The 23,630-nt window shown below is 61.6% G+C and carries 22 protein-coding genes; 11 read left to right on the forward strand and 11 right to left on the reverse strand.

Going from position 1 to position 23,630, the window contains the following annotated elements; genetic code table 11:
- Positions 1-245 precede the first annotated feature (245 nt).
- Together selD and yedF are read left to right on the forward strand one after the other, a co-directional pair.
- Positions 246-1,295, forward strand: coding sequence for a selenide, water dikinase SelD (gene selD, locus MRX98_RS16930; RefSeq protein WP_246912793.1), 1,050 nt, complete (start codon positions 246-248; stop codon positions 1,293-1,295).
- 149 nt (positions 1,296-1,444) lie between these two features.
- Positions 1,445-2,056 (forward strand): sulfurtransferase-like selenium metabolism protein YedF, encoded by a 612-nt coding sequence (gene yedF / locus MRX98_RS16935; RefSeq protein ID WP_246912795.1) that lies wholly within the window; start codon positions 1,445-1,447, stop codon positions 2,054-2,056.
- 64 nt (positions 2,057-2,120) lie between these two features.
- Here the strand turns inward: yedF and MRX98_RS16940 are convergent, their stop codons facing one another.
- From MRX98_RS16940 to MRX98_RS16955, 4 genes are all read right to left on the reverse strand, one after another.
- Positions 2,121-3,113 carry a Gfo/Idh/MocA family oxidoreductase gene (locus tag MRX98_RS16940; RefSeq protein ID WP_246912797.1) on the reverse strand — a complete coding sequence of 331 codons (993 nt, stop codon included), beginning with the start codon at positions 3,111-3,113 and terminating at the stop codon, positions 2,121-2,123.
- 27 nt (positions 3,114-3,140) lie between these two features.
- Positions 3,141-4,274 (reverse strand): cysteine desulfurase family protein, encoded by a 1,134-nt coding sequence (locus MRX98_RS16945; RefSeq protein ID WP_246912802.1) that lies wholly within the window; start codon positions 4,272-4,274, stop codon positions 3,141-3,143.
- A 107-nt stretch (positions 4,275-4,381) separates the two neighbouring features.
- On the reverse strand, positions 4,382-5,344 hold the full coding sequence (locus tag MRX98_RS16950) for a sulfite exporter TauE/SafE family protein (RefSeq protein ID WP_246912804.1): 963 nt from the start codon (positions 5,342-5,344) through the stop codon (positions 4,382-4,384).
- Between the two features lie 760 nt (positions 5,345-6,104).
- Positions 6,105-7,283 carry an iron-containing alcohol dehydrogenase gene (locus tag MRX98_RS16955; RefSeq protein ID WP_246912805.1) on the reverse strand — a complete coding sequence of 393 codons (1,179 nt, stop codon included), beginning with the start codon at positions 7,281-7,283 and terminating at the stop codon, positions 6,105-6,107.
- A gap of 143 nt (positions 7,284-7,426) precedes the next feature.
- On the opposite strand from MRX98_RS16955, the gene MRX98_RS16960 reads away from it, so the two are divergent.
- Positions 7,427-7,696, forward strand: coding sequence for a hypothetical protein (locus MRX98_RS16960; RefSeq protein WP_246912807.1), 270 nt, complete (start codon positions 7,427-7,429; stop codon positions 7,694-7,696).
- Positions 7,697-7,705: 9 nt separating this feature from the next.
- Here the strand turns inward: MRX98_RS16960 and MRX98_RS16965 are convergent, their stop codons facing one another.
- Positions 7,706-7,942, reverse strand: a complete 237-nt coding sequence (locus MRX98_RS16965; RefSeq protein WP_246912809.1) for a hypothetical protein — start codon at positions 7,940-7,942, stop codon at positions 7,706-7,708.
- 482 nt (positions 7,943-8,424) lie between these two features.
- Between MRX98_RS16965 and MRX98_RS16970 the strand changes: the two genes are divergently transcribed.
- Positions 8,425-10,416: an ATP-binding protein gene (locus tag MRX98_RS16970; RefSeq protein ID WP_246912810.1), complete on the forward strand. Its 1,992-nt coding sequence runs from the start codon at positions 8,425-8,427 to the stop codon at positions 10,414-10,416.
- Here the strand turns inward: MRX98_RS16970 and MRX98_RS16975 are convergent.
- Entirely contained in the window at positions 10,379-11,896 is a 1,518-nt protein-coding gene (locus MRX98_RS16975) for a cyclic nucleotide-binding domain-containing protein (protein ID WP_246912812.1), read from the reverse strand. The genes MRX98_RS16970 and MRX98_RS16975 overlap by 38 nt on opposite strands.
- A 295-nt stretch (positions 11,897-12,191) precedes the next feature.
- On the opposite strand from MRX98_RS16975, the gene MRX98_RS16980 reads away from it, so the two are divergent.
- Together MRX98_RS16980 and ppdK are read left to right on the forward strand one after the other, a co-directional pair.
- Positions 12,192-12,593 carry a hypothetical protein gene (locus MRX98_RS16980; RefSeq protein WP_246912814.1) on the forward strand — a complete coding sequence of 134 codons (402 nt, stop codon included), beginning with the start codon at positions 12,192-12,194 and terminating at the stop codon, positions 12,591-12,593.
- A gap of 390 nt (positions 12,594-12,983) precedes the next feature.
- Complete coding sequence (gene ppdK / locus MRX98_RS16985) at positions 12,984-15,725, forward strand: pyruvate, phosphate dikinase (RefSeq protein WP_246912815.1); 2,742 nt, start codon at positions 12,984-12,986, stop codon at positions 15,723-15,725.
- A gap of 365 nt (positions 15,726-16,090) precedes the next feature.
- Here the strand turns inward: ppdK and MRX98_RS16990 are convergent, their stop codons facing one another.
- On the reverse strand, positions 16,091-16,249 hold the full coding sequence (locus MRX98_RS16990; RefSeq protein WP_246912816.1) for a hypothetical protein: 159 nt from the start codon (positions 16,247-16,249) through the stop codon (positions 16,091-16,093).
- 254 nt (positions 16,250-16,503) lie between these two features.
- Complete coding sequence (pheA, locus tag MRX98_RS16995) at positions 16,504-17,568, reverse strand: prephenate dehydratase (RefSeq protein WP_246912817.1); 1,065 nt, start codon at positions 17,566-17,568, stop codon at positions 16,504-16,506.
- A 287-nt stretch (positions 17,569-17,855) separates the two neighbouring features.
- Here pheA and MRX98_RS17000 point away from each other — a divergent pair, with 287 nt between their 5' ends.
- From MRX98_RS17000 to MRX98_RS17015, 4 genes are read left to right on the forward strand one after another with little or no spacing between them, the layout of a single operon-like run.
- The gene (locus MRX98_RS17000) at positions 17,856-20,609 is read left to right on the forward strand and encodes an intermembrane phospholipid transport protein YdbH family protein (RefSeq protein WP_246912818.1); all 2,754 of its coding nucleotides are present in this window, start codon (positions 17,856-17,858) and stop codon (positions 20,607-20,609) included.
- 31 nt (positions 20,610-20,640) lie between these two features.
- A complete protein-coding gene (locus MRX98_RS17005) occupies positions 20,641-20,847 on the forward strand; it encodes a hypothetical protein (protein ID WP_246912819.1) in 207 nt (68 codons plus the stop codon).
- 39 nt (positions 20,848-20,886) lie between these two features.
- Complete coding sequence (locus MRX98_RS17010) at positions 20,887-21,261, forward strand: YdbL family probable chaperone protein (protein ID WP_246912820.1); 375 nt, start codon at positions 20,887-20,889, stop codon at positions 21,259-21,261.
- An 18-nt stretch (positions 21,262-21,279) separates the two neighbouring features.
- Complete coding sequence (locus MRX98_RS17015) at positions 21,280-21,486, forward strand: tautomerase family protein (RefSeq protein ID WP_246912821.1); 207 nt, start codon at positions 21,280-21,282, stop codon at positions 21,484-21,486.
- Between the two features lie 192 nt (positions 21,487-21,678).
- Here the strand turns inward: MRX98_RS17015 and MRX98_RS17020 are convergent, their stop codons facing one another.
- Together MRX98_RS17020 and MRX98_RS17025 are read right to left on the reverse strand one after the other, a co-directional pair.
- On the reverse strand, positions 21,679-21,948 hold the full coding sequence (locus MRX98_RS17020) for an HU family DNA-binding protein (RefSeq protein ID WP_246912822.1): 270 nt from the start codon (positions 21,946-21,948) through the stop codon (positions 21,679-21,681).
- A 99-nt stretch (positions 21,949-22,047) separates the two neighbouring features.
- Positions 22,048-22,815, reverse strand: a complete 768-nt coding sequence (locus MRX98_RS17025; RefSeq protein WP_246912823.1) for an enoyl-CoA hydratase/isomerase family protein — start codon at positions 22,813-22,815, stop codon at positions 22,048-22,050.
- Positions 22,816-23,102: 287 nt separating this feature from the next.
- Here MRX98_RS17025 and MRX98_RS17030 point away from each other — a divergent pair, with 287 nt between their 5' ends.
- The gene (locus MRX98_RS17030) at positions 23,103-23,303 is read left to right on the forward strand and encodes a hypothetical protein (RefSeq protein WP_246912824.1); all 201 of its coding nucleotides are present in this window, start codon (positions 23,103-23,105) and stop codon (positions 23,301-23,303) included.
- On the opposite strand, the gene MRX98_RS17035 is transcribed toward MRX98_RS17030, so the two are convergent.
- The gene (locus MRX98_RS17035) at positions 23,300-23,512 is read right to left on the reverse strand and encodes a dodecin family protein (protein ID WP_246912825.1); all 213 of its coding nucleotides are present in this window, start codon (positions 23,510-23,512) and stop codon (positions 23,300-23,302) included. The genes MRX98_RS17030 and MRX98_RS17035 overlap by 4 nt on opposite strands.
- Positions 23,513-23,630: the final 118 nt, after the last annotated feature.

Here is a 23,630-nt window from a genome sequence, read left to right on the forward strand (position 1 = left end):
GATCCGCAAACCGCTACGCTCCCACTGTGCTGCCATGGGCGCCGGCGCGAACGTCGGAACCTTTACGGCGGCAGATCTGTTCCATTGGTATTATTTGGTAACAGATAGGCGGCGTAAATAACACCCATCCTTTTCCATAGATATTCTCTATTTGATCTATTGGCGGGTTGTTAATATGTTCACTCTCGGACATATCGGGCCTACAGCGCCGGTCCGTCTTCAACCCGAAACCCTGGTGCATTGACATGAACGATTTGCAGAAAATCCGCCTGACCCAAACCGTCGCCGGTTCCGGTTGAGCCTCCAAACTGGCTCCGGGGGACCTGGAGCGGGCATTGTGCGGCATGGTCTTTCCCACCGACGACAACGTGCTGGTCGGCTTGAACCGGGCCGACGATGCCGGGGTGTATCGTGTGTCCGATGCCCTGGCCCTGATTCAAACGGTGGACTTTTTCACCCCGGTGGTGGACGACCCCTATTGGTTCGGGCAAATCGCCGCCGCCAACGCCCTCAGTGACGTGTACGCCATGGGCGGCGTACCGAAAACCGCCTTGAATCTGGTTGCGTTTCCAGGGCAATCCATGGACCTGGCGGTGTTGCGGGCCATCATCCAGGGCGGTATCGACAAGCTCAAAGAAGCCGATACGGTGTTGATCGGCGGCCACAGCGTGGAGGACCAGGAGATCAAGTACGGTCTGTCGGTCACCGGTTTCGTTCATCCCGCCCGAATTCGGACAAAGGGCGGATTGCGGCCCGGTGACTGCCTGGTGCTGACCAAACCCCTGGGCACGGGCATCATCAACACCGCCATCAAGGCGGGCCTGGCCGAAGACCGCACCATCGAGCGGGTCACCCGCCTGATGGCCGCCTTGAACCGCACCGCCGCGGAAACCATGGCCGGCTTCAGGGTCCACGCCTGTACCGACATCACCGGCTTCGGTTTGGTCGGCCATCTGGCGGAAATGGTGGCCGGCACCGACATCGGCGTGCGTCTCCATGCCACGGCGATTCCCCTGTTGGAGGAGGCCAAGACATTCGCCGCCATGGGATTGATCCCCGCCGGCGCCTATAAAAACCGAACCCACCGGCAGGAAATGGTCCGCATCGGCGATCGGGTGGAGCGGGCCGTGGCCGATGTGGTCCACGACCCCCAAACCTCGGGAGGCCTGCTCATCGGCGTCCACCCGGCGGACGCCGACGCCCTGGTCAAGGCCCTGCAAGACAACGGCACCGATGCCGCCGCCGTCATCGGCGAGGCACAAGAACAACCCAAAGGATGGATTGAACTGGAATAATTGGGGAAGGGGACGGCAGATAGGGGACGAGATAGGGGACGTACATGAATATATGAATTTTTTTTGGGGTTCAAAAAATTCATATATTCATGTACGTCCCCGGTTATATATGTACGTCCCCGGTTATACGTCCCCGGATAAGGATGCTTATGAAAGAGATCGATGCCCGCGGGCTGGCCTGCCCGGCCCCGGTACTGCAAACCAAGGCCGCCATTGAACTGGAGGGCGCCGTTGATATTCAGGTGACGGTGGACAACCCCGCCGCCCAGCAAAACGTGCAACGGTTCATGGAGTCCAAAGGGTTCTCGACCCGGCTGGACAGCGAAGGAGGCGATTACCACATCACGGGCCACGCTGCTGAAGGCGCCGCCGGAGCGCCAACATCCGCTGCCGCTCCGGCCAAACGCACACCGCAAGACGAACATCAGCGCATCGTCGTCCTGTGTGCCACCGACCGGCTCGGTTCCGGTGATGACGTCCTGGGCCGAAAATTGATGATCAATTTCATCAAGACCCTCAAGGAAATGGGGCCCGATCTGTGGCAGCTCATTTTCGTCAACAACGGCGTCAAGCTGGCCATCGACGATTCACCGGTACTCGATGAACTCAAGGCCTATGAAGCCGACGGCTTGACCATTCTGGTCTGCGGCACCTGCCTGGACCACTTCAATCTGCTGGAACGCAAAAAGGTGGGCACCACCACCAACATGCTGGACATCGTCACCGCCATGCAACTGGCGGACAAGACCATCTCGCTGTAAAACCCGGAGGGGACGCCCTTAACTTTTTAACTTACTGCCTGAAGTTCGGCAGTAAGTTAAAAAGTTAAGGGCGTCCCCTCACTGCTTCGAGGAACTGTTGGGAGCGGTAGGTTTGGTGGGTGTCCACCAGGGGGTGGTGATTCAGGACGGCTTGGATGTGTTGGGCCAGGGGGTTGGCCACGGCCAGTTGGCATTGGTAGGGGGGATCGGGGATCTCGCCGCCGATCAGGGCCGACCAGGGTGCATCATAGGCCCTGAGTTGCAGCCGGCCTTCTGCGAATACGAATCCAAAGGGTTGATTGTCGATGCGCATGCCGCGAAAGGTGCCGCCCGCGGACAGTCGGATGGTGGCCGGAATGACACGGCGATCGGGTCCGTCGGTTTGCAGACGCAGCCCGATCTCAAGGCCTCCGGGAATGGGCGTCACCTGCTCCACGTTCGTCTGCCAGGTGTTGGGAATCAAGGACCAGGGGTGCAGCGCCAGATCGTCCAACAGGTCGTTCTCGTCGGTCGGCTTTTGCCAGACGTAGTCAATGCGCTTTGCCTGCCGCAGCATGGACTCCAGTCGGGGATCTTCGAACATGGCCCGGGCCATGACGAACATGGGCAATTCCAAACCGAAACGGTCGGCCCGGGGATGGTCCAACAGCGCCCGGGCTTGGGCCAAACCGGCGCCTTCACCACCGGCGCGGCAAAACGGTTTCTCGCACAACACCGCCCCCACATCCAGGGCCGGCAGGGCGTAGGCGGCGTGGATGTCATCTCCCCGCACCCGGTCCCGGGCGACGATGCAGGTCAGATCAGGCTGGTGGTGATCCAGTGCCGTTCGCAGCTGTGCCTCGTCGGCCACCGCCACGCCGATCACCTGCTTGAAAGGGCAGGTCGGTTGGGCGGCGATCTCGGCGGCCATGGCTTGGGCTGTGGTCGCTTGGGTACGACTGACAATCAAAATGTCCACCGTCGGCCATTGTCCGGGCTCGGCGGCCTTCCATCCTGACAGCACCTTGATGTAGTTGCGGCCGAATCGCCCGGCCCCCACCACAAACACGGTCGTCATTCACCCCCCCCCTATGCGCGTCCGGTATCATTGCGCTGCGGCGGCGGCCACCACCGCCACCGCCCGATCGATCTCTTCGATGGTGGTCCGGCGGCCGACGGAAAACCGCAGGGTGCCCTTGGCCCATTCCAGCGGCACTTGCATCGCTTCCAGCACATGGGAGAGGGAGACGCTGTCGGCATGGCAGGCCGCCCCGGCGGAGGCGGCCACCGCCAGCCCGATCTCCTCGAGCAGCCGATTGGCCTCCTTGTTGTGAAAGGCCAAACTGACCGTGTTGGGCAGGCGATGCTCCGGGTGGCCGTTGAGCCGCATGGCGGCGACCTGTTCGGCCAGCCCTTGATGGAGGCGATCACGCATTGCTTGCATTTGGGCCATGTTGGCGGTCAGGTCCCGCGCCGCCACTTCGCAGGCCTTTCCCAAACCGACAATTTCGAGCACGTTTTCGGTGCCGGCGCGCCAGCCCCTTTCCTGGCCGGCGCCATGGCAATAGACTTGGGGCAGCAGGCCCGTGCGAATGAACAGGGCCCCCACCCCCTTGGGCGCATAGAGCTTGTGTCCGGCCAGGGAGAGCAGGTCCACTCCCAAGGCATGAACATCCACCGCAATCTTGCCGGCCGACTGGGCGGCGTCGGTGTGCATCACAACGCCGTGTCGCCGGGCGATGGTGGCGATTTCGGCGATGGGCTGCACCGTGCCGACCTCGTTGTTGGCGTGCATCACACTGATCAAAATGGTATCGGTCCGGATCGCCCGCGCCACGGCATCCGGGTCCACCATCCCCAGGCCGTCCACGGCCACCACGGTGGCTTCAAACCCTTCATGGTCCACCAGGTGGCGGCACACTTCCAGCACCGCGGGATGTTCGAAGGCGGTGGTGATGATGTGGCGCCCCTTGGCCTTGAGGGTGCGGGCCATGCCCTTGAGAGCGTGGTTGTTGGACTCAGTGCCGCCGGAGGTGAACACGATCTCCTCGGGGCGGCAGTTGAGCAGAGCGGCCGTCTGCCGTCGGGCCGCCTCCACCGCCTGTTTGGGGCGGATGCCGTACCAGTGGGAACTGGAAGGATTGCCGAACTCGGTTTCCAGAAAAGGGCGCATGGCGGCCGCCACTTCAGGATCGTGGGGAGTGGTGCCGTTGTAGTCGAGGTAAATGGGTTGGACCATGGGACCTCCTGTGCAAGACGGTCGGCCGACCATGCAGGATCAAACCCACTGGGTCGACCGGCGCCCGACGGTTGTCATTGCGCGGCAACGCCCATGGAAAGACCGGTTCACCAGCCGAGAAATGCCGCCCCATATTTCAATGCGGTGGCGATGATGACGGCGGCCAGCATCCATTTGATCGCCGCGGCGGGTATGAATTTCTGGCACCGGGCACCCAGGTACATTCCGGCCATGCCGCCCAGGCCGAACAGCACGCCCAGCAGCCAGTCCGGCGCCACGGACATCTCCGGATAGAAGGGCGCCAGAAACTGGTAGAAGAGCACGCCGGCCACCGAGGTGACGAAAGTGCCCATCAGGGCCGCTCCGGCCACGGTGTAAACCGGCAGGCCGAAGAAGGTGACGAAGAAGGGCGCGATGATCGCCCCGCCGCCGATGCCGTATATACCACCTACTATACCCACAATCCAACTGAGGGTAAAGATGCCCCAAAAGGAAACATCGAAGGACTCGCCATAGAAGGTGTACCCCAACCGGCGCAAATTGAAGTGGGTCACCTGCACACCCGGTAGAACCGCGTGGTTGGCGCCGCAGCGGCTGCGCGGATCGGCCCGATGCGTGCGCACCAGTTCCTGAAAACGCCGCTCGCAGCCCGCCTTATCACCTCCGCCGCTATTTTTACCCACCAGATCCCGCACCATTCGGACCCCGATGTAGAGCAGTACGAAGGCGGCGAAGATTTTGAAATGGCGCGGATCGGGCAGATAGGCCACCCGCACGAAGGCGCCGATGAAAACGCCCGGCAGGGTGCCGGCCACCACGACCCAGGCCAGGGGCCAAACCATGCGCCCCTCCTTGTAGTAGCGATAGACACCGCTGGGAATGGCGACAATATTGAAAAGCTGATTGGTGGCGCTGACGGAAGGGTGTGTGTAGCCCAAAATGGAAACCTGAAACGGCAGCAGTAAAAAGGCGCCCGACACACCGGCCATGGAGGTGAAAAAGGAGATGCCGAATGCCACCAGGGGAGGCACCCAGACAGCGACTTCGATACCGGCGGCGGGAAAATACATGGTGGACCCCCTTTGCGACGAATGACGGTATCACGTTGTTTATAGAATTCGTGCCTGTAATAACCTTACTGCGCCTCTCATGGCATGTCAATGCGGAAAACCGATCGAAACCGGGTTTCATTCATGGCCTTGAAATTTCGGTCAAATCCATCCGGGAGGCAGTGCACCGCAGAAACTGCAATCTTTGATTACCAGAGGGATGGATTGTCGCAGGAGTATGATTTCAACGGCTCTGACAAGGTTCGAATGGTGGGAAGACGCGAATGGTCCGACAGGTTCGATGATGCGGATGTTGTTCTGGCGATTTGAGCGACCGCCGGCGGGTGGGAATTCTGCTCATTCGAAATCGGGATCGTGATCGGAGTCGGGGTTGCACAGACCGCCACCACCCAACCTATACCCCCAACCCTATCCAATCGAAATGCACGGATCCGATGGCAAACAACGTACTTCCTGTGAGGCACGGCATGCCGTGCCCCTACGGGGTGGGAGGAACCGTACGGGTGGGTGGGGCTCCCCGGGCACGGCATGCCGTACCCCTACGGGTGGATGGACCCGTACGGGTGGGTGGGGCATGCCCGGGCACGGCGTGCCGTGCCCCTACGATGAGTGGAAGGCCCCATCAGCCCGACCACCCTCAAGACCATAAAATCAATAGAATTCATTAACTTAAAACTTAACACTTAAAACTTAAAACTATAAAATCAACTTGCAGACACAGGCCATCCGGCGCGCTGGGGCCCCGACGATTTCGAACAACTCACATCATCTGCTCCAACACCCCGAGGGCCTCTTCGGCGGTGAACTTCTTGCGGTTGTAGTAGGCCGTGCCGTCCTTGACAGCAAGCGCGGCGATGGCCGGCAGCTGATCCGCCTGGACACCGGCCGCCGACAGGGTGATGGGCAGCCCACAGAGACGGTTCAAAGCTTGGAGCAAATCCCGCACCATGCCGACGAACCGTTGCCCGCGCTGCTCCGGCGGCGTCCGGGCGTAAACCGCCGCGCCCGCCATGGGCAGCAGCAGCTCGCCGATCTCCGTTCCCACGGTGTCCAGGTTGAATTCCAGGGCGCCGGGCAAGCAGATGGCCATGGCATCACCGTGGGGTACATGGCTGACCGCCCCCACGGAATGGCCCAGGGCATGCACCATGGTCACCATGGAGTTGGAAAAAGCGATGCCGGCCATGGTGGCGGCGTTGGCCATGGCCATGCGGGCCTCGAGGTTGTGCCCGTTTTGCACGGCTTCCACCAGATTGCCGGCAATCAGACCGATGGCCGCCGTGGCCATGGCATCGCTGACGGGATTTTTCTGAATGCCGATGCAGGACTCGATGGCGTGGGTCAACGCATCCAGACCGGTGGAGGCGGTCAATCGCGGCGGCAGGGTGGCGGTCATGCGCGGATCGATCACCGCCGTGCTGGGCGGCATGGCGGGCGAAATCAATGAGAGTTTGATGCCCTTGTCGGGATCGGCGATCACGGCCGCCGAGGTCACTTCGGAACCGGTCCCCGCGGTGGTGGGCACCACGATGAGGGGGCAGGTGGGCTTGACCATGCGCAACACCGCCTTGAAATTCATCAGATCAACGGTTTCGTCGGCCAGCTTGATCTTAACGCCCTTGGCGGTGTCGATGGCCGAGCCGCCACCGACGGCCAACAATGCATCGCACTGGTTCTGCTTGTATAATGCCACGATCTCGTGCACGGTACCCACCGGCGAATCGGGCGGCACCTGGTCGTAAACGGCGCCGATGGTCGCATCGGCATCGGCAAAGGCGGCCTTGACCAGATCGAGCAAACCGGCGCCGGCCACACCCGGATCGGTCACCAGTAAGGGCCGTTTGGCGCCCAGTTGCTTGAATTCGCCGGCCAGCTTGTCCAAGGCCTTTGCGCCGGCCACAACTTTAACGGGACAGTGAAATCGGTACGTGTTTGACATTCAATTTTCTCCCTCTGGTTTGGCAATGGGTTCGCAATGGATCGTCAGAATGATTAGTGTGGGATTCATGGGCATCGCCCCCGAAGCGCTCTTTCATAACCCAAGGGGGGGGTGTTTTTCAATAAAGTTCAAAGGAGTCGCCGATGGAATTCATCATGGTATTGCTTGTGGCGTGTGTCGTTTTCGCTTTCTGTTTTGCGGTCTTTTTGCTCAAGGGGCGTAAAGACGGTGCGGAACCGCGCCTGCACGGCTGCGGGCACACAGACGACGGGTGCCATTGCCGCAAGTCTTCCTCGCCGCCCGCCGCCGGCGGTCAGCCGACCGAGGGCTGTTGCGATGGCGCCGCCCATGGGTCCCAAAGCCGGTTCGACCTGCTGGAGGTGCTGGAAAAGGCGAAACGACAGGATTCCTAGCTGACAGCATCAAACGTAAAGATCGATCCAGCGGCCGATGGCGGTCGGCACGGCGGTTCGGGCGTCCGGCCCGTAGGTGAACCCCTCGCCGCGGCCGCGGGGCGGCAGCCGATAGACCCGTTGACGCCAGGGCCGTTCCGGCATTTCTTGCCGTGCCCGAGGGCGCCGGCCCATGTCCTGCTCCCGCATCGGCCAACGCACGGGAAGCAAGGCGGGCAGATGGAGCGTATCCGCATGGATGCCCATGTCTCACACGATCTTCCTTTAAGCCGGTTCAACGCACGACGGTCCCGTACCGTCGGGTGGGATTGCGCAATGCCCTGAAAAATTCGGATGGGCGGTTGACGACACTCCAAAACGGCGCGGCAATATGCCAGAATGCAAAGAGAGCTGCGGGGGAGCCTCCATGCGGCCATCTTGAAAACATCGCTCCGGGTCCCGGCGGGGGTTGGCAACGGAACCCTGCGCATCACCACCTTGTTCACATCCATCCGAGATACACGTCGGCAAACGGTCTGTTTGCGGCGGCTCTTCCGCTGGCACGCGCCTTTCGCATTAGAAGCCGGCGATTGCGCACCGCCGGCAACCGAGGCAAACCACCTTGCGCCGTTGCCGGATGGATATGTAAGAAAACACTAACACCTCCTTTGCGGTTTGTCGAATGTCTGCAACGGTGTTATGTTGAAAAAGCGGACGGCGGCGGTGTCATTGACCCAGGAGCTTTTTCCATGTCAACGCGCCAGGACTCCACAACAGCGGCACCCCTCGGCAAGACGGCCCCGGCCATGGTGCTTCATCCGGTCACCCTGCGCTTTGCGGGCAACCAACGCTCCCTGGAACCACCTTTCCTCACTGAATATGCCCGTCGCGCCCGCCCCCAGGTACGCCTGGCGGCGCTTCTGGCGACCCTGTTTTACGGCTTGTTCGCCGTGCTGGACGCCATCGTGGCACCGGATGCGGCCCATCGCCTGTGGTTCGTAAGGTTCGCCGTGGTTTGCCCCATATTCCTGCTCGTGTGGCTGTTCACCTACTCCCGGCACTTTTTGCACTACATGCAGGCCGGCCTCGCGGTGGGCGTGCTATCGGGCGGTGGCGGTATCATCTACATGACCGCAACGGGCAACAGCTTGATGGCCGGCACCTATTATGCGGGCCTGATGCTGGTGCTGATGATGGCCTACGGTTTCATCTGGGCGCGCTTCATCTGGGCAACGGTCTGCGGCTGGCTGCTGTTGCTCACCTATGGCGGGGCGGCGGCCTGGAGCAACGCACTACCCACGAGCATCCTGGCCGGCAACCTCTTTTTCTGCACGAGCGCCAACCTCATCGGCATGGTGGTCTGCTATGCTTTCGAATTCTACACCCGGCGGGACTATTACATGCGCCATCTGCTGGACATCCAGCATCGCGAGGTGACCGCCGCCAAATCCGAATTGGAGCAGCGGGTGGCGGAACGCACCCGTCTTTTGGCCCTCGCCAACGAGGATCTGCGTCGGGAGATCCAGGTACAGCAACGGCTCGCCTGGGAAAAGCAGGTGCTGGAAGGGCAGTTGCGCCAAGCCCAGAAAATGGAGGCCATCGGCACCCTGGCCGGCGGCATCGCCCACGATTTCAACAACATGCTGGCCGCCATCATGGGCCACACCGAGTTGGCCCTGATGGCGCCGGACAACCCGCGCGAAGTGTCCTTCAGCATGGAGCAGGTGCTCAAGGCCAGCGAGCGGGCCAGGGAACTGGTGGGACAAATACTTTCCTTCAGCCGCCAAAGCGAAGGCCAACACCGGCCCCTGCATATCGGTCCGGTGGTCAAGGAGGCACTGCGCCTGCTGCGGGCCACCCTGCCTGCGTCCATCGCCCTGGAAAAGGACATTGCCGCCAGGGAGAGCATGGTGGTGGCCGATGCCACCCAAATGCACCAAATCGTCATCAACCTGTGCACCAACGCGGCCCATGCGATGGCATCCGGCGGTGGCCGCTTGCAAGTCACCTTGTCGGATGTGGAAATCGGGCCGCATCTACTGACCGCCAAACCCGAGCCGTCATCACTGCCGCCCGGCAAGTATGTGTGCCTGCAGGTCACCGACACCGGCCAAGGCATCGAAGAACACCTGATGGAACGCATCTTCGATCCCTATTTCACCACCAAGGAAAAAGGGGTCGGCACCGGCTTGGGCCTGGCCGTGGTGCGGGGCATCGTGGAACACCATGGCGGTGTCATCGATGTGCAGAGCCATGTAGGCCGGGGCACCACCGTGCGCGTGTTCCTGCAACGCATCGAGGGCGCTGACGCCGGCGCCCCCGGCCCCGTGGCACCCTTGAACCACGGGCACGAAACCATTTTGCTGGTGGACGACGAAGAGGGGCTGGCGGCTTTGGGGGCCAAACTGTTGACCGCCTTGGGTTACCGCGTCGCCGCCTTCACCTCGCCGGAAACGGCGTTGACCGCTTTCAAGGCGGATCCGGACCGCTTCGATCTGGTGATCACCGACATGATCATGCCCGGCATCGATGGCGAAGCGCTGGCCCGGCAGATCCTCGCCTTGCGGCCGGGAACCCCCGTGATCCTCTACTCCGGCTACACGGACATGGTCTCCACCGCGCGCCTCGAAGCCCTGGGCATCCGGGCCGTGCTGCGCAAGCCGATCACCATCCACGCCCTTTCCCGGGCCGTGCGCCAGGTGCTCAGCGCGGCTCCCGCCGCGCCAGGGCGAACAGATTGACCCCCTGCTCCTCGGCCTCGATGGTCACCCGGCCGCCGAAGGGGGTGTCGGCGAACAGCTGCCCCAGCTCGGCCCGATCACGATAGATCAAACGCCAATACATGAGGTGGTCCATGAGGGCGCGATCCGGATTGGCCGGCGCAAAATTGCCGATGATCAGCACCCCGCCCGGTTTGAGACAGCTGTGGCACTGCTCGATCAAGGCCTTGACCAGACGCCGGTCAAGGTAGTCGCACAATCCGGAGGTGTAGATAAGGTCCTGGGCATCGAACTGCTGGCGGGAGCGTCCCAATGCCCAGCGGATCACATTCTCGTGCATGAACCGCACACGGGCCCCATGATTGCGCGGATCGACCTGCGTGTGGGCGAATTGCAGCGCCTCGGCGTCGATATCGACACACAGCGCGTCGATCCGATCACTGTAATCTGCGCCGCCGACCAGATCGAACAGCTCCCGGCAAGGACCACAAGCCAGGTTCATGATGCGGATCGGCCCTGGCCCATGCAGCCGTTCACGACAAAGGCGATCGAGGATCCGGTGCAACAACCGGCGCCGGTTGCGCACCGCCCGGGCCGGCACCCGCTTGAGCAGCCAACCATCGATGAGCCGCCCGAACTTGCCGTCGCCGTCGGGCTGGTTGCGATAGATCCGTTCGATCATGAAAAAGTCGCCGGCATACCCCTTGGGCTTATAGTAGGCCCGTTCATAGAAGCGGCTGCGCGCCAGGTAGGGAAACAGCTCCTTGAACATATAGCCCCACATCAACTCGGCATGGCCGCGGGTGTCGGCCAGGGCGGCCGCGTGACGCACTTTTTCGAAAAACCGGTCCAGCACCGCCTCTGCCTCCGCTTGTTGATGGGGCGCGATCTCCGTATCCTGCGCTTCCTGCAGGCGGTAGGCCACATCGAACATGCGGGCCTTGAACTGCTCCAGCTCCTGATTGAGCTGTTGCCAGCCGGCCGAACCCAGCAAGTCCGCCGGCAACTGGCGCATGCCCTTGAAATGCTCCCGACCGGTACTCAGGGCGGCGGCGTAGGCCGTCAAGGGCCCCCGGTCGGATAAAATACGGCGGAAGCGGCGACACACCGCGCGCAGCACCGTCTCCAGGAAACGGGCCGCCAGGCCGGGATCGTCGGCGGTAATGCGATCCAGAATGGTCCGATCGAAAACCCGCAACTGTCCCCCGGACAATGCCTTGATGGTGCGGGTACGCGCAAGGCCATCGAAAAACCCGATCTCGCCGCAAAAGGCCCCCGGTCCGATCAGGGCCACCACGATGGCCGTTCCCTCGGCCGTGTAGGAGACCTCCAGGGTGCCGGTTTCCACATAGTAGAAACACTGCGCGGCGGCGGCGGTTTCCAACAACGTTTCGCCGGGTTCATAGCTGCGTCGAGCGGCAAAGGGCAGCACCGCGGCGATGGTTTCCCGTTCCGGGGCGCCGCCTGTTTCATCCGTGGGCAAATGGGCATTCATCATCATCGGTCCTTCCTGTAAAAAAATGGGAGAGCGGATTTTTTCAACCGGGATGCCCGTATGACAATGAAGGGGCGGGAAGAGCGGTCGGGACCGTTGCGGCATCCTGCATCGCCGGCGGCGATATCGAATAAAGTGAAATTATTATAACGGCGTGCGGTCCTTTTGGGCAAGGGCCAAAATAAGCTTGCGTCAACCCGGCGATCCATGATGGCGCCGCAGCCCCCAGTCGGCGTTTGTCAACAAAAGGGTCCGAAGGCGCGTCATAGGGTTCCAAAACGGCAAAGAAAGGAGATCCAACATGAAATCCAAAGCCATAGCAATCATCCTGTTCGCAACCTTGTGCGCCACCCTGCTGTTCACCCCCCAAACCAGTTGGGCCGGTTCGCCCCAGAGCCATCGCTGGGAAGGAGTGGCCATCGGCATCGGCGCCGCCATCATCGGCAGCGCGATTCTCAAGGCACACCAACAGCCACCGGTGGTGGTCGCCCCGTACCGGCCGGCGGCCGTTTACGCGCCCGGTCCGCCGCCGCGCAGCAGAGGGCACTGGGAAGTGCGCAAAGAGTGGGTGCCGGCGCAGGTCGAAAAGGTTTGGAACCCGGGCCACTATGATCGCAAAGGCCGATGGGTGGCCGGCCACTGGATTCACCGGGAGGTTCAGCCCGGCTACTGGACCCAAACCCGGGTGTGGGTCTCCCGCTGAAGCCTCCCGCAGCGGACGGAAGTGATCAGCACAAGGGGGATAGCCCCGCACCATCAGGGGCGGGTGAGAATCGAATAAATGCATCGATCAGGGAGGACCCGTGTGTCCGCCCTGATCATTTATTTTCGGAGCTTTTAGTCCGCCCGGGTATGACCGAGACGGTACACTGCGACTTTCCTTTTAGATCCACTTAGGCTATATTTCTACTCCTCAGCGCGCAAAACAGCCGATGCGGACGGCCCTGCGCGCATTTGAAAACCCGTACCACCCATCAGCAACCATTGCCAAGGCAACATGCCGACCGCTCCGCGTATCATCCCCATCGGATCGCGTTGGTCGTCATGCACAATCTTTTTGACAACAAAAAAACCTCTGTTGCGGGAGATGCGAATGAAAAACAAAAAGTGGGTGTATCTGTTCAGCGAGTTGGATCAGGCCATGGCCTATGTCAATGACGATTGGAGCGCCCTGCGCGGGCTGTTCGGGGGAAAGGGGGCCAACCTGGCGGACATGCATCGCATCGGCGTGCCGGTACCCCCGGGTTTCACCGTCACCACGGAAGCGTGCAACGCCTATCTGGCCGGCGGCGGGGTGTTTCCCGACGACATGTGGGACCAGGAGCTGCACGCCCTGATGGCCATCGAAGAGATGACCGGCAAAACTTTCGGCGACGGGGACAACCCCTTGCTGGTCTCCTGCCGCTCGGGCGCCAAATTCTCAATGCCGGGCATGATGGACACCGTCTTGAACATCGGCCTCAACGACGAGACGGCCAAGGGGTTGATCGCCCACACCCAGGATCCCCGGTTCGTCTATGATGCCTACCGCCGGTTGATCCAGATGTTCGGCGCCGTGGTCATGGGCATTCCCGACGAAGCCTTCGAAACGGCCATCGAACAGGCCAAACGGAAGGCCGGTGTGGCGACCGATGCCGAATTGAACGCCCAGGACTGGGAAGCGCTCACCCAACAGTTCAAAACCATTTTCCGCAGCCGCACCCAGGTGGATTTTCCCCAGGATCCGGTGGAGCAGCTCAAAATGGCCACCGAGGCGGTGTTCAAAAGCTGGAACGGCAAGCGGGCCGTGGATTACCGCAATGCCGCCGGCATCGCCCACGATCTGGGCACGGCAGTGAACATCGTGACCATGGTGTTCGGCAACATGGGCGACGACAGCGCCACCGGCGTGGCCATGACCCGCAACGGGGCCACCGGGGAACCCAAGATCGAAGGGGACTACCTGATCAACGCCCAGGGCGAGGATGTGGTGGCGGGCATTCGCATGACCAAGGACATCGACGCCTTGGCCACCGACATGCCCGCGGCGTATCAGGAGCTGCAAACCATCGCCACCAAGCTGGAGCAGCACTACCGCGACATGCAGGACATCGAGTTCACCATTGAAAAGGGTAAACTCTGGATGCTGCAAACCCGCGACGGCAAGCGCACCGCCCATGCCGCCGTTCGCATCGCCGTGGACATGGAGGAGGAGGGGCTGATCACCAAGGCAGAGGCCGTGGCCCGCGTGGCGCCCGATCAGATCGACTTCTTCCTGCACCACCAGTTCGACACCAAGGCCATCGCGGAGGCGCATAACGCCGGTCAATTGCTGGCGCGCGGCCTGAACGTCTCCCCCGGCGCGGCCTTCGGCGTGGTGGCCTTCGACGCCGACCTGGCCGAAAGCTGGGCCAAGGAGCAAGGCAAACCGGTCATCATGGTGCGGCCGGAAACCAAGCCGGACGATGTCCACGGCATGCTGGCGGCCAAGGGCATCCTCACCAGCCGCGGCGGCCGCACCAGCCATGCCGCCCTGGTGGCCCGCCAATTCGGCAAACCGGCCGTGGTGGGGGTTTCGGCCCTGACCATCGATTTGAACAAACGGCGCATGAGCGTGGGGGACCGCGTTGTCCTGGAAGGGGATTGGCTCTCCCTGGACGGCAACACCGGCGAGGTGTTCACCGGGCAGCTCAAAACCATGGTGCCCGACATTCGGGATCCCTGGCTGATCAAACTGCTGGGCTGGGCCGACGAAATCCGCACCCTGGGGGTCTGGGCCAATGCCGACTACCCGGCCGACGCCCAACGCGCCCGGGAATACGGCGCCCAGGGCATCGGGCTATGCCGCTCGGAGCACATGTTCTTCGAAAGCGAACGGCTTCCCTTCATTCAACAGATGATCATGGCCACCCTGCCCATCGAGCGACGCGAAGCGCTCAAGGCCCTGCTGCCGTTTCAAAGGGAGGACTTCGCCGGTCTTTTCCGGGAGATGGACGGCTTGCCGGTGATCATCCGGCTGATCGACCCGCCGCTACACGAATTCTTGCCCGATCTGGTGGAATTGATCAACGAACTGGCCGATTTGAAAATGCGCGTGCAGCACGCCGGCAACCTGGCGGAGGTGGACCATCTGCTGCAGCAAATCCGCACCAAGGAGCGCATCCGCGCCCAGGCCGAACGGCTGCGCGAACAGAACCCCATGTTGGGCCTGCGGGGGGTGCGCCTGGGCATCCAGATTCCCGAGTTGACCATCATGCAGGTGCGCGCCATTTTCGAGGCGGCCTGCGAAGTGACCCGCGAAGAGATCACGGTGCTGCCCAAGGTGATGATTCCCCTGACCAGCCATGCCAACGAATTGAAGGTGCAGCGCGCCGTGCTGGAGGCCGAGGCCAAGAAGGTGATGGCCGAACAGGGCATCACCATCGACTACAAGTTCGGCACCATGATCGAGTTGCCGCGGGCCGCCTTGACCGCCGACCGAATCGCCGAATATGCCCAGTTCTTCTCCTTCGGCACCAACGACCTGACCCAGACCACCTTCGGCATCTCCCGCGACGACGCCGAGTCCGGCTTCCTGATGGGCTACATCAACCACGACATACTGCCGGACAACCCCTTCGCCACCCTGGATCGGGACGGCGTCGGCGAACTGATGCGCATTGCCGTGGCCAAAGGGCGCCGCACCCGCGCGGACCTGGAGTGCGGCATCTGCGGCGAACACGGCGGCGATCCCGCTTCCATCGCCCTATGTCATGAGCTGGGGCTCGATTATGTCTCGTGCTCGCCGTTCCGGGTCCCCATCGCCCGCCTGGCGGCCGCCCACGCGGCCTTGAAGGCCGGCGCCAAGGGAAAATAGAAATCCGACGGCGGTATCCACGAGGCCGTGGGCCGCCGTCTAAGACAAGCAATCAATCAGTAGTCGGACAGTAGTCGGAACCCACTGTTCATCATTTGAGGAATATCAGGCGTTGAAGCTGGAACGGCTGCGTCGAGAGATCAAAATCGGCGTTGACTAGATCGAGAGGGGTGAAGTCAGTGACGGTGAAACATTTTTCGATGAACTCGGAAAAGAAGTGGATGGTTGATGGCGCCCCGATCAGCAAATGGCGCCCGCGGTCCCTGCGTGAGTGGACCACGGACACCGCTGATACAGGCCGGCGGCAGTCTGAACGGAAGGAATGAGAAACGCGACGATTGTTCGATATTCGGCCATCGGCTGGGTCAGCCTTTGTCGTGGGTCTGATCGACGGCCCGGGTGGCCCGCAACTCTTCATGATTGACCATTTTCATGAAACGGCGCTCTTCGCGCACCGTCTGACAATAATTACAGATTTTCACATGACGGGTCGGGGTGCCACAAATTCTGCAACGACCTTCCATACAGCGTCCTCCTTAAGATAAAATTTGGTTTGTAAAGGGAATCGGGCTTGCGCGACCGAACTGCAAACCTTCAGCACACAGCGCTTTCTCTATGGTTGCCGACATTAATGCATGCCGGCGGCGATGTCAAGATTTGATTTGAGCGCAAATACCTGGCAACCGGCGTTTTGCCCGAAACACCGGCTATAAACACATATCAAAAATGATTTTACCAAGATAGCGTACCGTAAAAACCCAATAGACGGCGATTCCCGTCACTGGCCGTTGGGATCGGCCGGATAACTTCCCAGGCACTTGACGACAATGCCCATCCCGGCCAACTGCTCAAAGACACGGGCCACATGGGCATCGTGCATCCCGCCCTCGAAGTCGAGAAAAAAGCTGTAGTTGCCGGGATCGGACCGCAACGGCATGGAGGCGATGCGGGTCAGGTTGATCTGCGCCTCGGCGAACAGGCGCAACACGTTGAACAACCGTCCGGCTTCGTGGGCGGTGGCGAAGATGATGGAGGTCTTATTGCCCTGTCCCTGGAATGGGGCCCGGTCCAGCAGCAGGAAACGGGTGGAATTGGTGGCGCCGTCGGCGATGCCGCGGGCCACGACATGCAAATCGTAGAGTTCGGCGCACAGTTCGCTGGCGATGGCCGCCGCGGCCCGGGGGTTTTCGCGGGCCAGCATCTTGGCCGCGCCGGCCGTATCGTAATAGGGGCGCGCCTCCATGCGATGCTGCAACAAAAACCGCTGGCATTGGGCCAACGCCTGGGGGTGGGAATAGACCACCCGGATATCCTCTGCGTCCAGCGGTTCGGCGGCCAGCAGGCAATGATTGACGGCCACCCGCGCCTCCCCGATGACGTGCAGGTCGGTGGTGGTCAGCAGATCGTTGACCTGGGTGACGGCCCCTTCCAATGAATTTTCCACCGGCACCACGCCCAGATCCAGATGGCCTTGGCGCACCCCCTCGAACACGTCCACGAACTCCATGCAGGGGATGAAAGCGCCACCGGGCACCAGGCGGCGGCAAGCCACCTCGCCGTAGGCCCCGGACTCGCCCTGGAAGGCGACCAGGGGGCGGTCCTCCTGCTGCAGCCGCCGGCTCTCCTCGATGATGGTCCGCAGCACCTGCCGGGCGAAGGAGCCTTGCACCAAGTCCAGATGCATCCTTTCGGCCCGCGCCAGCACCGTCTCTTCACGTTGGGTGTCGACCACCGCGCGCTTGAACTTCTTGGCACGAATGGCCAAGCCCATGCGTTCCTGCAACAGGACCAACAATTCCCGATCAACCTTGTCGATACGTCGCCGGATCTCTGCCAAATTCATCTTTTCACCCTCCTTCTCTTAGCCCATGCGAACCGCATGGGCTAAGCACATACCACGCGGACCGAGGCAAAACAACCAGGTGGTCCGCCCTGCAAAACATCGAAATCGAAATCGAAGTCAATCAAACAAAGTCCCGAACAGAACGATGCCCTGGAAACCCATTGCCTGCGCCGACGGTCCGCAAGGCGGTTTTGAATTGACTTTGGCCGGGGGTTATCGGTATCGATGGCAGAAAACGACTTCCTATGCGGCAGTGGCCTGAAAGGCCCGAAATCGGTGGTATCGCCATGCATCGTCCCACCCGAAAAACGTGGCTGTTGATCGCAGCCGGTCTGCTGCTGGTGCCGATCCTCCTGCTGACGGTGCTGCATCTCTTTTTGCCCCCCTATTTGGCCTCACGGGTGGTGCCCCGCCTGGCTGCCCAGGCCGGTATTCAGGTCCATCGGTTGGACATCCGGCACATCGGCTGGCGGAGCGCCGATCTGGGCCCGCTGCACCTGTCAATGGCACCGCAATGGCAAGTAACGGTGGCGGCTGTGCAGTTGAATTACGCGCCCGCCGATCTGCTGCGCCGCAAATTGGCCGCCATCGTGATCAGCGCACCGCGCATCCAGCTGCGCTGGCCCACCACCGCCGACGCCCCCCGCCCGGAACAACACATCGCTGATCGGCCGGTGGCCATCATCGGGCAACTGAGCGCTTGGCTGCAGCAAGCCGACCTCCCTGTAAGCGTCGACCGCCTGATGGTCGAGAACGGTCTCCTTGCCATTGATCGAAATGGACAGCTCAGCGACATGCCCTTCGATCTCGAAATGCGGGCCAGCGAAATGGCCGCGGGTCTGATCGAAGGCCGTGCACGGTTGGGAGGCCATGGCACCGCGGCACACCTTTCCGCCGCGCTGGCCATTGCAGACGGTCAATCGGTCCTCTCTCTTTCCGGCGAAGGGTTGGCCCTTGCGGTCCTCGCACCCTTTTTGCCTGCTGAACCCGCCATGACCGCAGCGGGTCGGATGGACTTCACCGCCCGTGTGCAGGGATCCAGCGACCCGCCGTCCCTGGGCCACATCGATCTGCAGGCGCGCTTGGAAGCAACGCGAGTTGCCATGCCGGAACTGGGTTTGGGCCATCTGCGGGACGCCGAGGGCGCCCCGTTGCCCATCGAAGCCCGGCTGACGACCACAGCCCAAGGCGATTGGCAATGGCGCCTCGGCCCTTTGCGGCTCGACGGTCCGATGCGCCTGGATGTCGTTGATCTGGCGGGGACCCTTGCCTACGAAAATGGGAAGTGGCATGCCACGGCAGGATGGACCACCCTCCTGCCCGCCCAGCCCATCACCTTGGACGACCCCATGGGAGGGCACCTGGCCGCTCCTATCTCCCTGGCCTGGGAGGCCACGGCCCACCCCGACGAAGACGGCATCCGATTCGCGGTCCACGGTGCCACCCCGGCCGCGGCGGCTTATGCCGATCTCCGACTGGACCGACCGACGGAGGCCCGCCTCAACGCCAAGGCACTCCGCTTCAATATTGCCGGCTTTTATGCCGCGGGCGCTTTGACGACCCACGCGGCAGCGATTTTAACCAACCTGCGCATCCGCCGGGAGGAAATGGAGGGCCGCTGTCCCGAAGTGACGATCACGGGCGATTTGGACACCCGTCAGGGGCCGCGGATCAACGGCAAGGCCATTTTCGACGGACTGACTGTACAACGCGGTTCCTTGGGCGTCGAACTGCCGGCCAACCAGGCGACCTTTCGCTTGCAACAGGCCGGCGACAACGGCGCCCAAGACCGCTGGCAGATCGAGGGGGAGCTTCGGATGGACAAGGGGCGCCTCAACGAGACCGCCCACGAACTGGGGATGCAGGATCTGTCCGTCCGCCTTCCCTTTCAGTGGCCACCGACCACCGCCCTTTCGGCCGGCACCCTGAAAAGCGGTGCCATCTCCTGGCGCAAGGCGGTGCTGGGCCACCTGGAGGGGCGCCTGGGCCAACTGCCGGACGGTGGTTGGGTGGAGCTGACCCACCAGAGTAAACTTTTTCCGGGGCTGAACGTCTTGATCGATAGTCGCTTGAACGGCCCGGATCTAAAAATGACGCTGACGGTGCCTTCATACCGCCCCGCACAAGATCTGGATTTGGGGCGCTTGATACCCGAAGCCGCCGGTTTTCGGATTAACGGCCGGGTGAGCGCATCGGCCGAAGGGGGGTTCGAAAGCGGCGCACTGCGATCCAGCGGACGGATTCAAGTGGAAGCGGGCCGCGTACACCACCCGCAAAGCGGTTTGCGCCTCGACGGCATCGTAACCGAGGTCGGATTCACCGACCTGCAGACCTTGCGCACGGCGCCGGCGCAGCAGTTGCGAGTGGCGCGGATGCGCTTGGGACAAGTGGCGGCCGACGATCTGCGGATGGCGTTCCAGCTGGAACCGGCGGGCACCTTGTTCATTGAAAACCTGACGTTGGAGTGGGCCCGGGGGCGGATGCAAACCCAGGCGTTTCGCCTGAACCCCCAACGCATGACGCTGGCAACCACGATACACGGCGACCGCCTCGACCTGGCCATGGTCCTGAATCAGTTGGGAATCGCCGACGGCAGCGGCGAAGGCACGGTCAACGGGAGCATCCCGGTCAGTTGGCAGGAGGGGCGTCTGCGCTTCGACGACGGCTTTCTCTATTCCACCCCCGGCCAGGGCGGCACCATTCAATTGCGGGGCCTCGAATTGCCCCTGGACGGTTTGCCGCCGGGAGCGCCCCAGCGGACCCAATTGGATATTGCCACCGAAGCGCTGCGCGACTATAGCTACAATTGGGCCAAGCTTTATTTGGCGAGCAGCAACGGTGAGTTGTTGGTTCGTCTGCAGCTGGACGGTAAACCCAACCGGCTGCTGCCTTTTGCCTACGACCCGCAAACCGGCGGATTTCAAAGGTATGCCGGTGAAGGACAAGCCGATTTCCAGGGGATCGGCATCGACATCAACTTCCGGACCCCCCTGGACCGGATCATGGATTATAAAACGCTTTGGACCCCCGGCGGCGCATGAGGGGTCCTATCCATCAACCAAGGAGTCACTGATGAAACGAGCGATGACGCTATTGGCGGCCGTGGCGCTGCTTACAATGGGGCTCCAGGCTTGCGCGACCCAACACAAGGTGGAAACGGTGCATCGCGTCGAAGTGGCGCCCATGCACATCACCATCGATGTCAATGTCAAGGTGGATCGCGCCCTGGACGACTTTTTCTCCGATCTGGACAGTGCCGAGGAACAACTGCAACCCTGAACGCAACGGCGACCGATGGGTCGCAAGGAGTGCATCCCTATGAAACCCATTAATAAAAGCCTTATCCTGGCCGCCATCGCCATGGCGCTGGTGATCTTTTCCAGCGGCTTGCTCCAGGCCGATGATCTTAAAACACGGATGCTCGAACGGTTGCCCGCCATCACCGACCTCAAGGCGCGCAACATCGTCGGCGAGAACAACCAAGGCTATCTCGAAATCCTGCCGGGGCAGTCCGAAGGCCGGGATCTGGTCGCGGCGGAAAACAAGGACCGGCAGCGGGTCTACGAGCAGATCGCCGCCAGGACCGGCACCACCGTTGAGGTGGTGGGCCAGCGGCGTGCCTTGCAGATCGCGGAGAAGGCCGCCCCGGGGGAATGGCTCCAGGATCGCAGCGGCCGATGGTATCAAAACTAACAATGGAAGGAGAGCGCCATGCCCATGGTCAACATTAAAATCACCCCCGATGGGGCCACCCCGGCCAAAAAGGCGGCTCTGATCAAAGGCGTGACCGATCTTTTGGCCGATCTTTTGGGAAAGAACCCGCAAACCACGGTGGTGATCATCGAGGAGGTGCCAACGGACAACTGGGGGATCGGCGGGGAAACGGTCACCGAAAGACGCCGGCAAGCATCCCAATAGATCCACAATCGGAGGGAAACGGTTATTCAAGGAGCCGACCGAGGGGGCGATTTGCCGATTCGCCGCCATGGCGCCATCGGAAACCGCCCCCGCAACCGTTGCCCGATCCCACTGCCGCCCGGCAGGACGTGGCCCGCCACGGCCCGGCCTGCTGAAAACGGCGCGGGGTCGGCCTGTGCAGCGCCGCTGCGCTTATTGCACGGCGTCCTTGAGCGCCTTGCCCGGAACGAACTTGGGCACCTTGCGGGCCGCGATCTGGATCGTGGCGCCACTCTGGGGGTTGCGCCCCGTGCGGGCCTGGCGTTCGCTCACCTTGAAACTGCCGAAACCGGCGATTTGTACCGCATCGTCTTTGGCCAGCGCTTCGGTGATGGTGTCCAGCACGCAGTCCACGGCCTCTTTGGCCAATTTTTGAGTTCCGACAACGGCGGCGACTTTCGCGACTAATTCTGTTTTGTTCATCTGTTCTCCTCCTTGTTAAGCAGCACGATGGATGCAGTGAGCCTCCACATACCCGGCCCGCTGCAATTATACAAGCCCCAATCCTTTCGCGGCGGGCACTTATTCACCTTTGAACACCGGTTCCCGCTTTTCCATGAAGGCGGTCATGCCTTCGACGGCATCCTTGCTTTGGCCAAGCTTGCGGGACCACTCACGATCCACGCGCAACCCTTCCTGCAAGCCCTTTTCCATGCCCACATGCATGCCTTCCAAAACCGCCTGAACGGCCAATGGAGGACGTTTGCTCAGGGTGGTCGCCAAGGCCATGGCCTCTTTCATCAAGTCGGCCGAAGGCACCACGCGATCCACCAATCCGGCGGCCAAGGCATCCTGGGGTGAGAGCCGCTTGCTGAACAGAATCATCTCCAATGCCTTTGATTTACCTACAATTCTTGGCAAACGCTGAATCCCGCCCCAACCGGGGGTGATCCCCAGGTTCACTTCAGGCAACCCGACGATGGTCCTGGCGCTGTCACCGATCAACCGAAAATGGCACACCATGGCCAGCTCGCACCCCCCGCCCAGCGCATAACCGTTGATGGCGGCGATCACCGGCTTGTTGAGGGCTTCGATGCGGTTGAAAATATCGTTGCCATTGGGGCCTTTGGCGATATTGGCGATGTCGGAAACATCCATGCCGGCGCAGAAGCCCTTTTCACCGGCACCGGTGATGATGACCGCCCTTGTTTCCCGGCTGGTTTCCAGCACCCCGACGACGTGGTCCAACTCCTCCCGGATGCCTAAATTGATGGAGTTGGCGGGCGGACGGTTGAGGGTGATGGTGGTGACAAAATCCTGGGTCGTAACAATGATGTTGCTGTACTCCATGCCGATCCTCCTGTGAATTTTGTTCCGGGATGACGGAATAAGGTTGTGGTGAGCGCCTGGGGCACTTTCTATTTGGGTGTGATCAACAGCCGAACTATTTCATGGCCGCCCGGTCCGTGTCAAGAATGCATCCCAAACGGCCAGGGCAATCGCGTGTAGAAATCAGGTGGAAAGGACGTGGAAAGGACTTTGATCCAGTAGCCAGTGCATTGGCCCGCGGCGTCGGCCCTGGGGGTAGTTTTAAGTTTTAAGTGTTAAGTTTTAAGTTAATGAATTCTGTCGTTTAGATGAGTGTAGAGAGAGAGGTGGCACCGGCAACCGTTGCCGGTGCCACCCGCGTGCACATGGCTCAGCCCCTGCGGGCTGTGGTGCTGTGGCGTATTGTTGGATGCGAGGGTCTGAGACAGGGCAGGGACGATGCGGCCATCGTCCCTGCCGGTGCGGATACTTCGGGCCGCTCCGCTGTCGCAACCGCCAAGCTGATTTAGTCGTTGGTGTACTTGAAAGAGAGCAGGACCCTGGCACGGAAGGCGGTCACCTTGCCGTTCTCCAGCTTCATGTCCAATTTGCTCACTTCCGCGATACGCAAATCCCGCAACGTCTTGCTTGCGGTGTCGACAGCATTGCGCGCCGCATCCTCCCAGGAATTGGGGCTTGTCCCGATCAGTTCGATCACTTTGTAGACACTTTCCGACATGGTCGCCTCCTTCGTTTTGGGGTGAATGATAAAGCATCCGATTATGGACGGCACGCCGGTATAAAAGGCCGTCAATAAACGCTGCGTCCGCACGGCACGTCGCCGGCGATGAATCAAG

The organism is Desulfatitalea alkaliphila, from assembly GCF_022968795.1.
GTDB lineage: Bacteria > Desulfobacterota > Desulfobacteria > Desulfobacterales > Desulfosarcinaceae > Desulfatitalea > Desulfatitalea alkaliphila.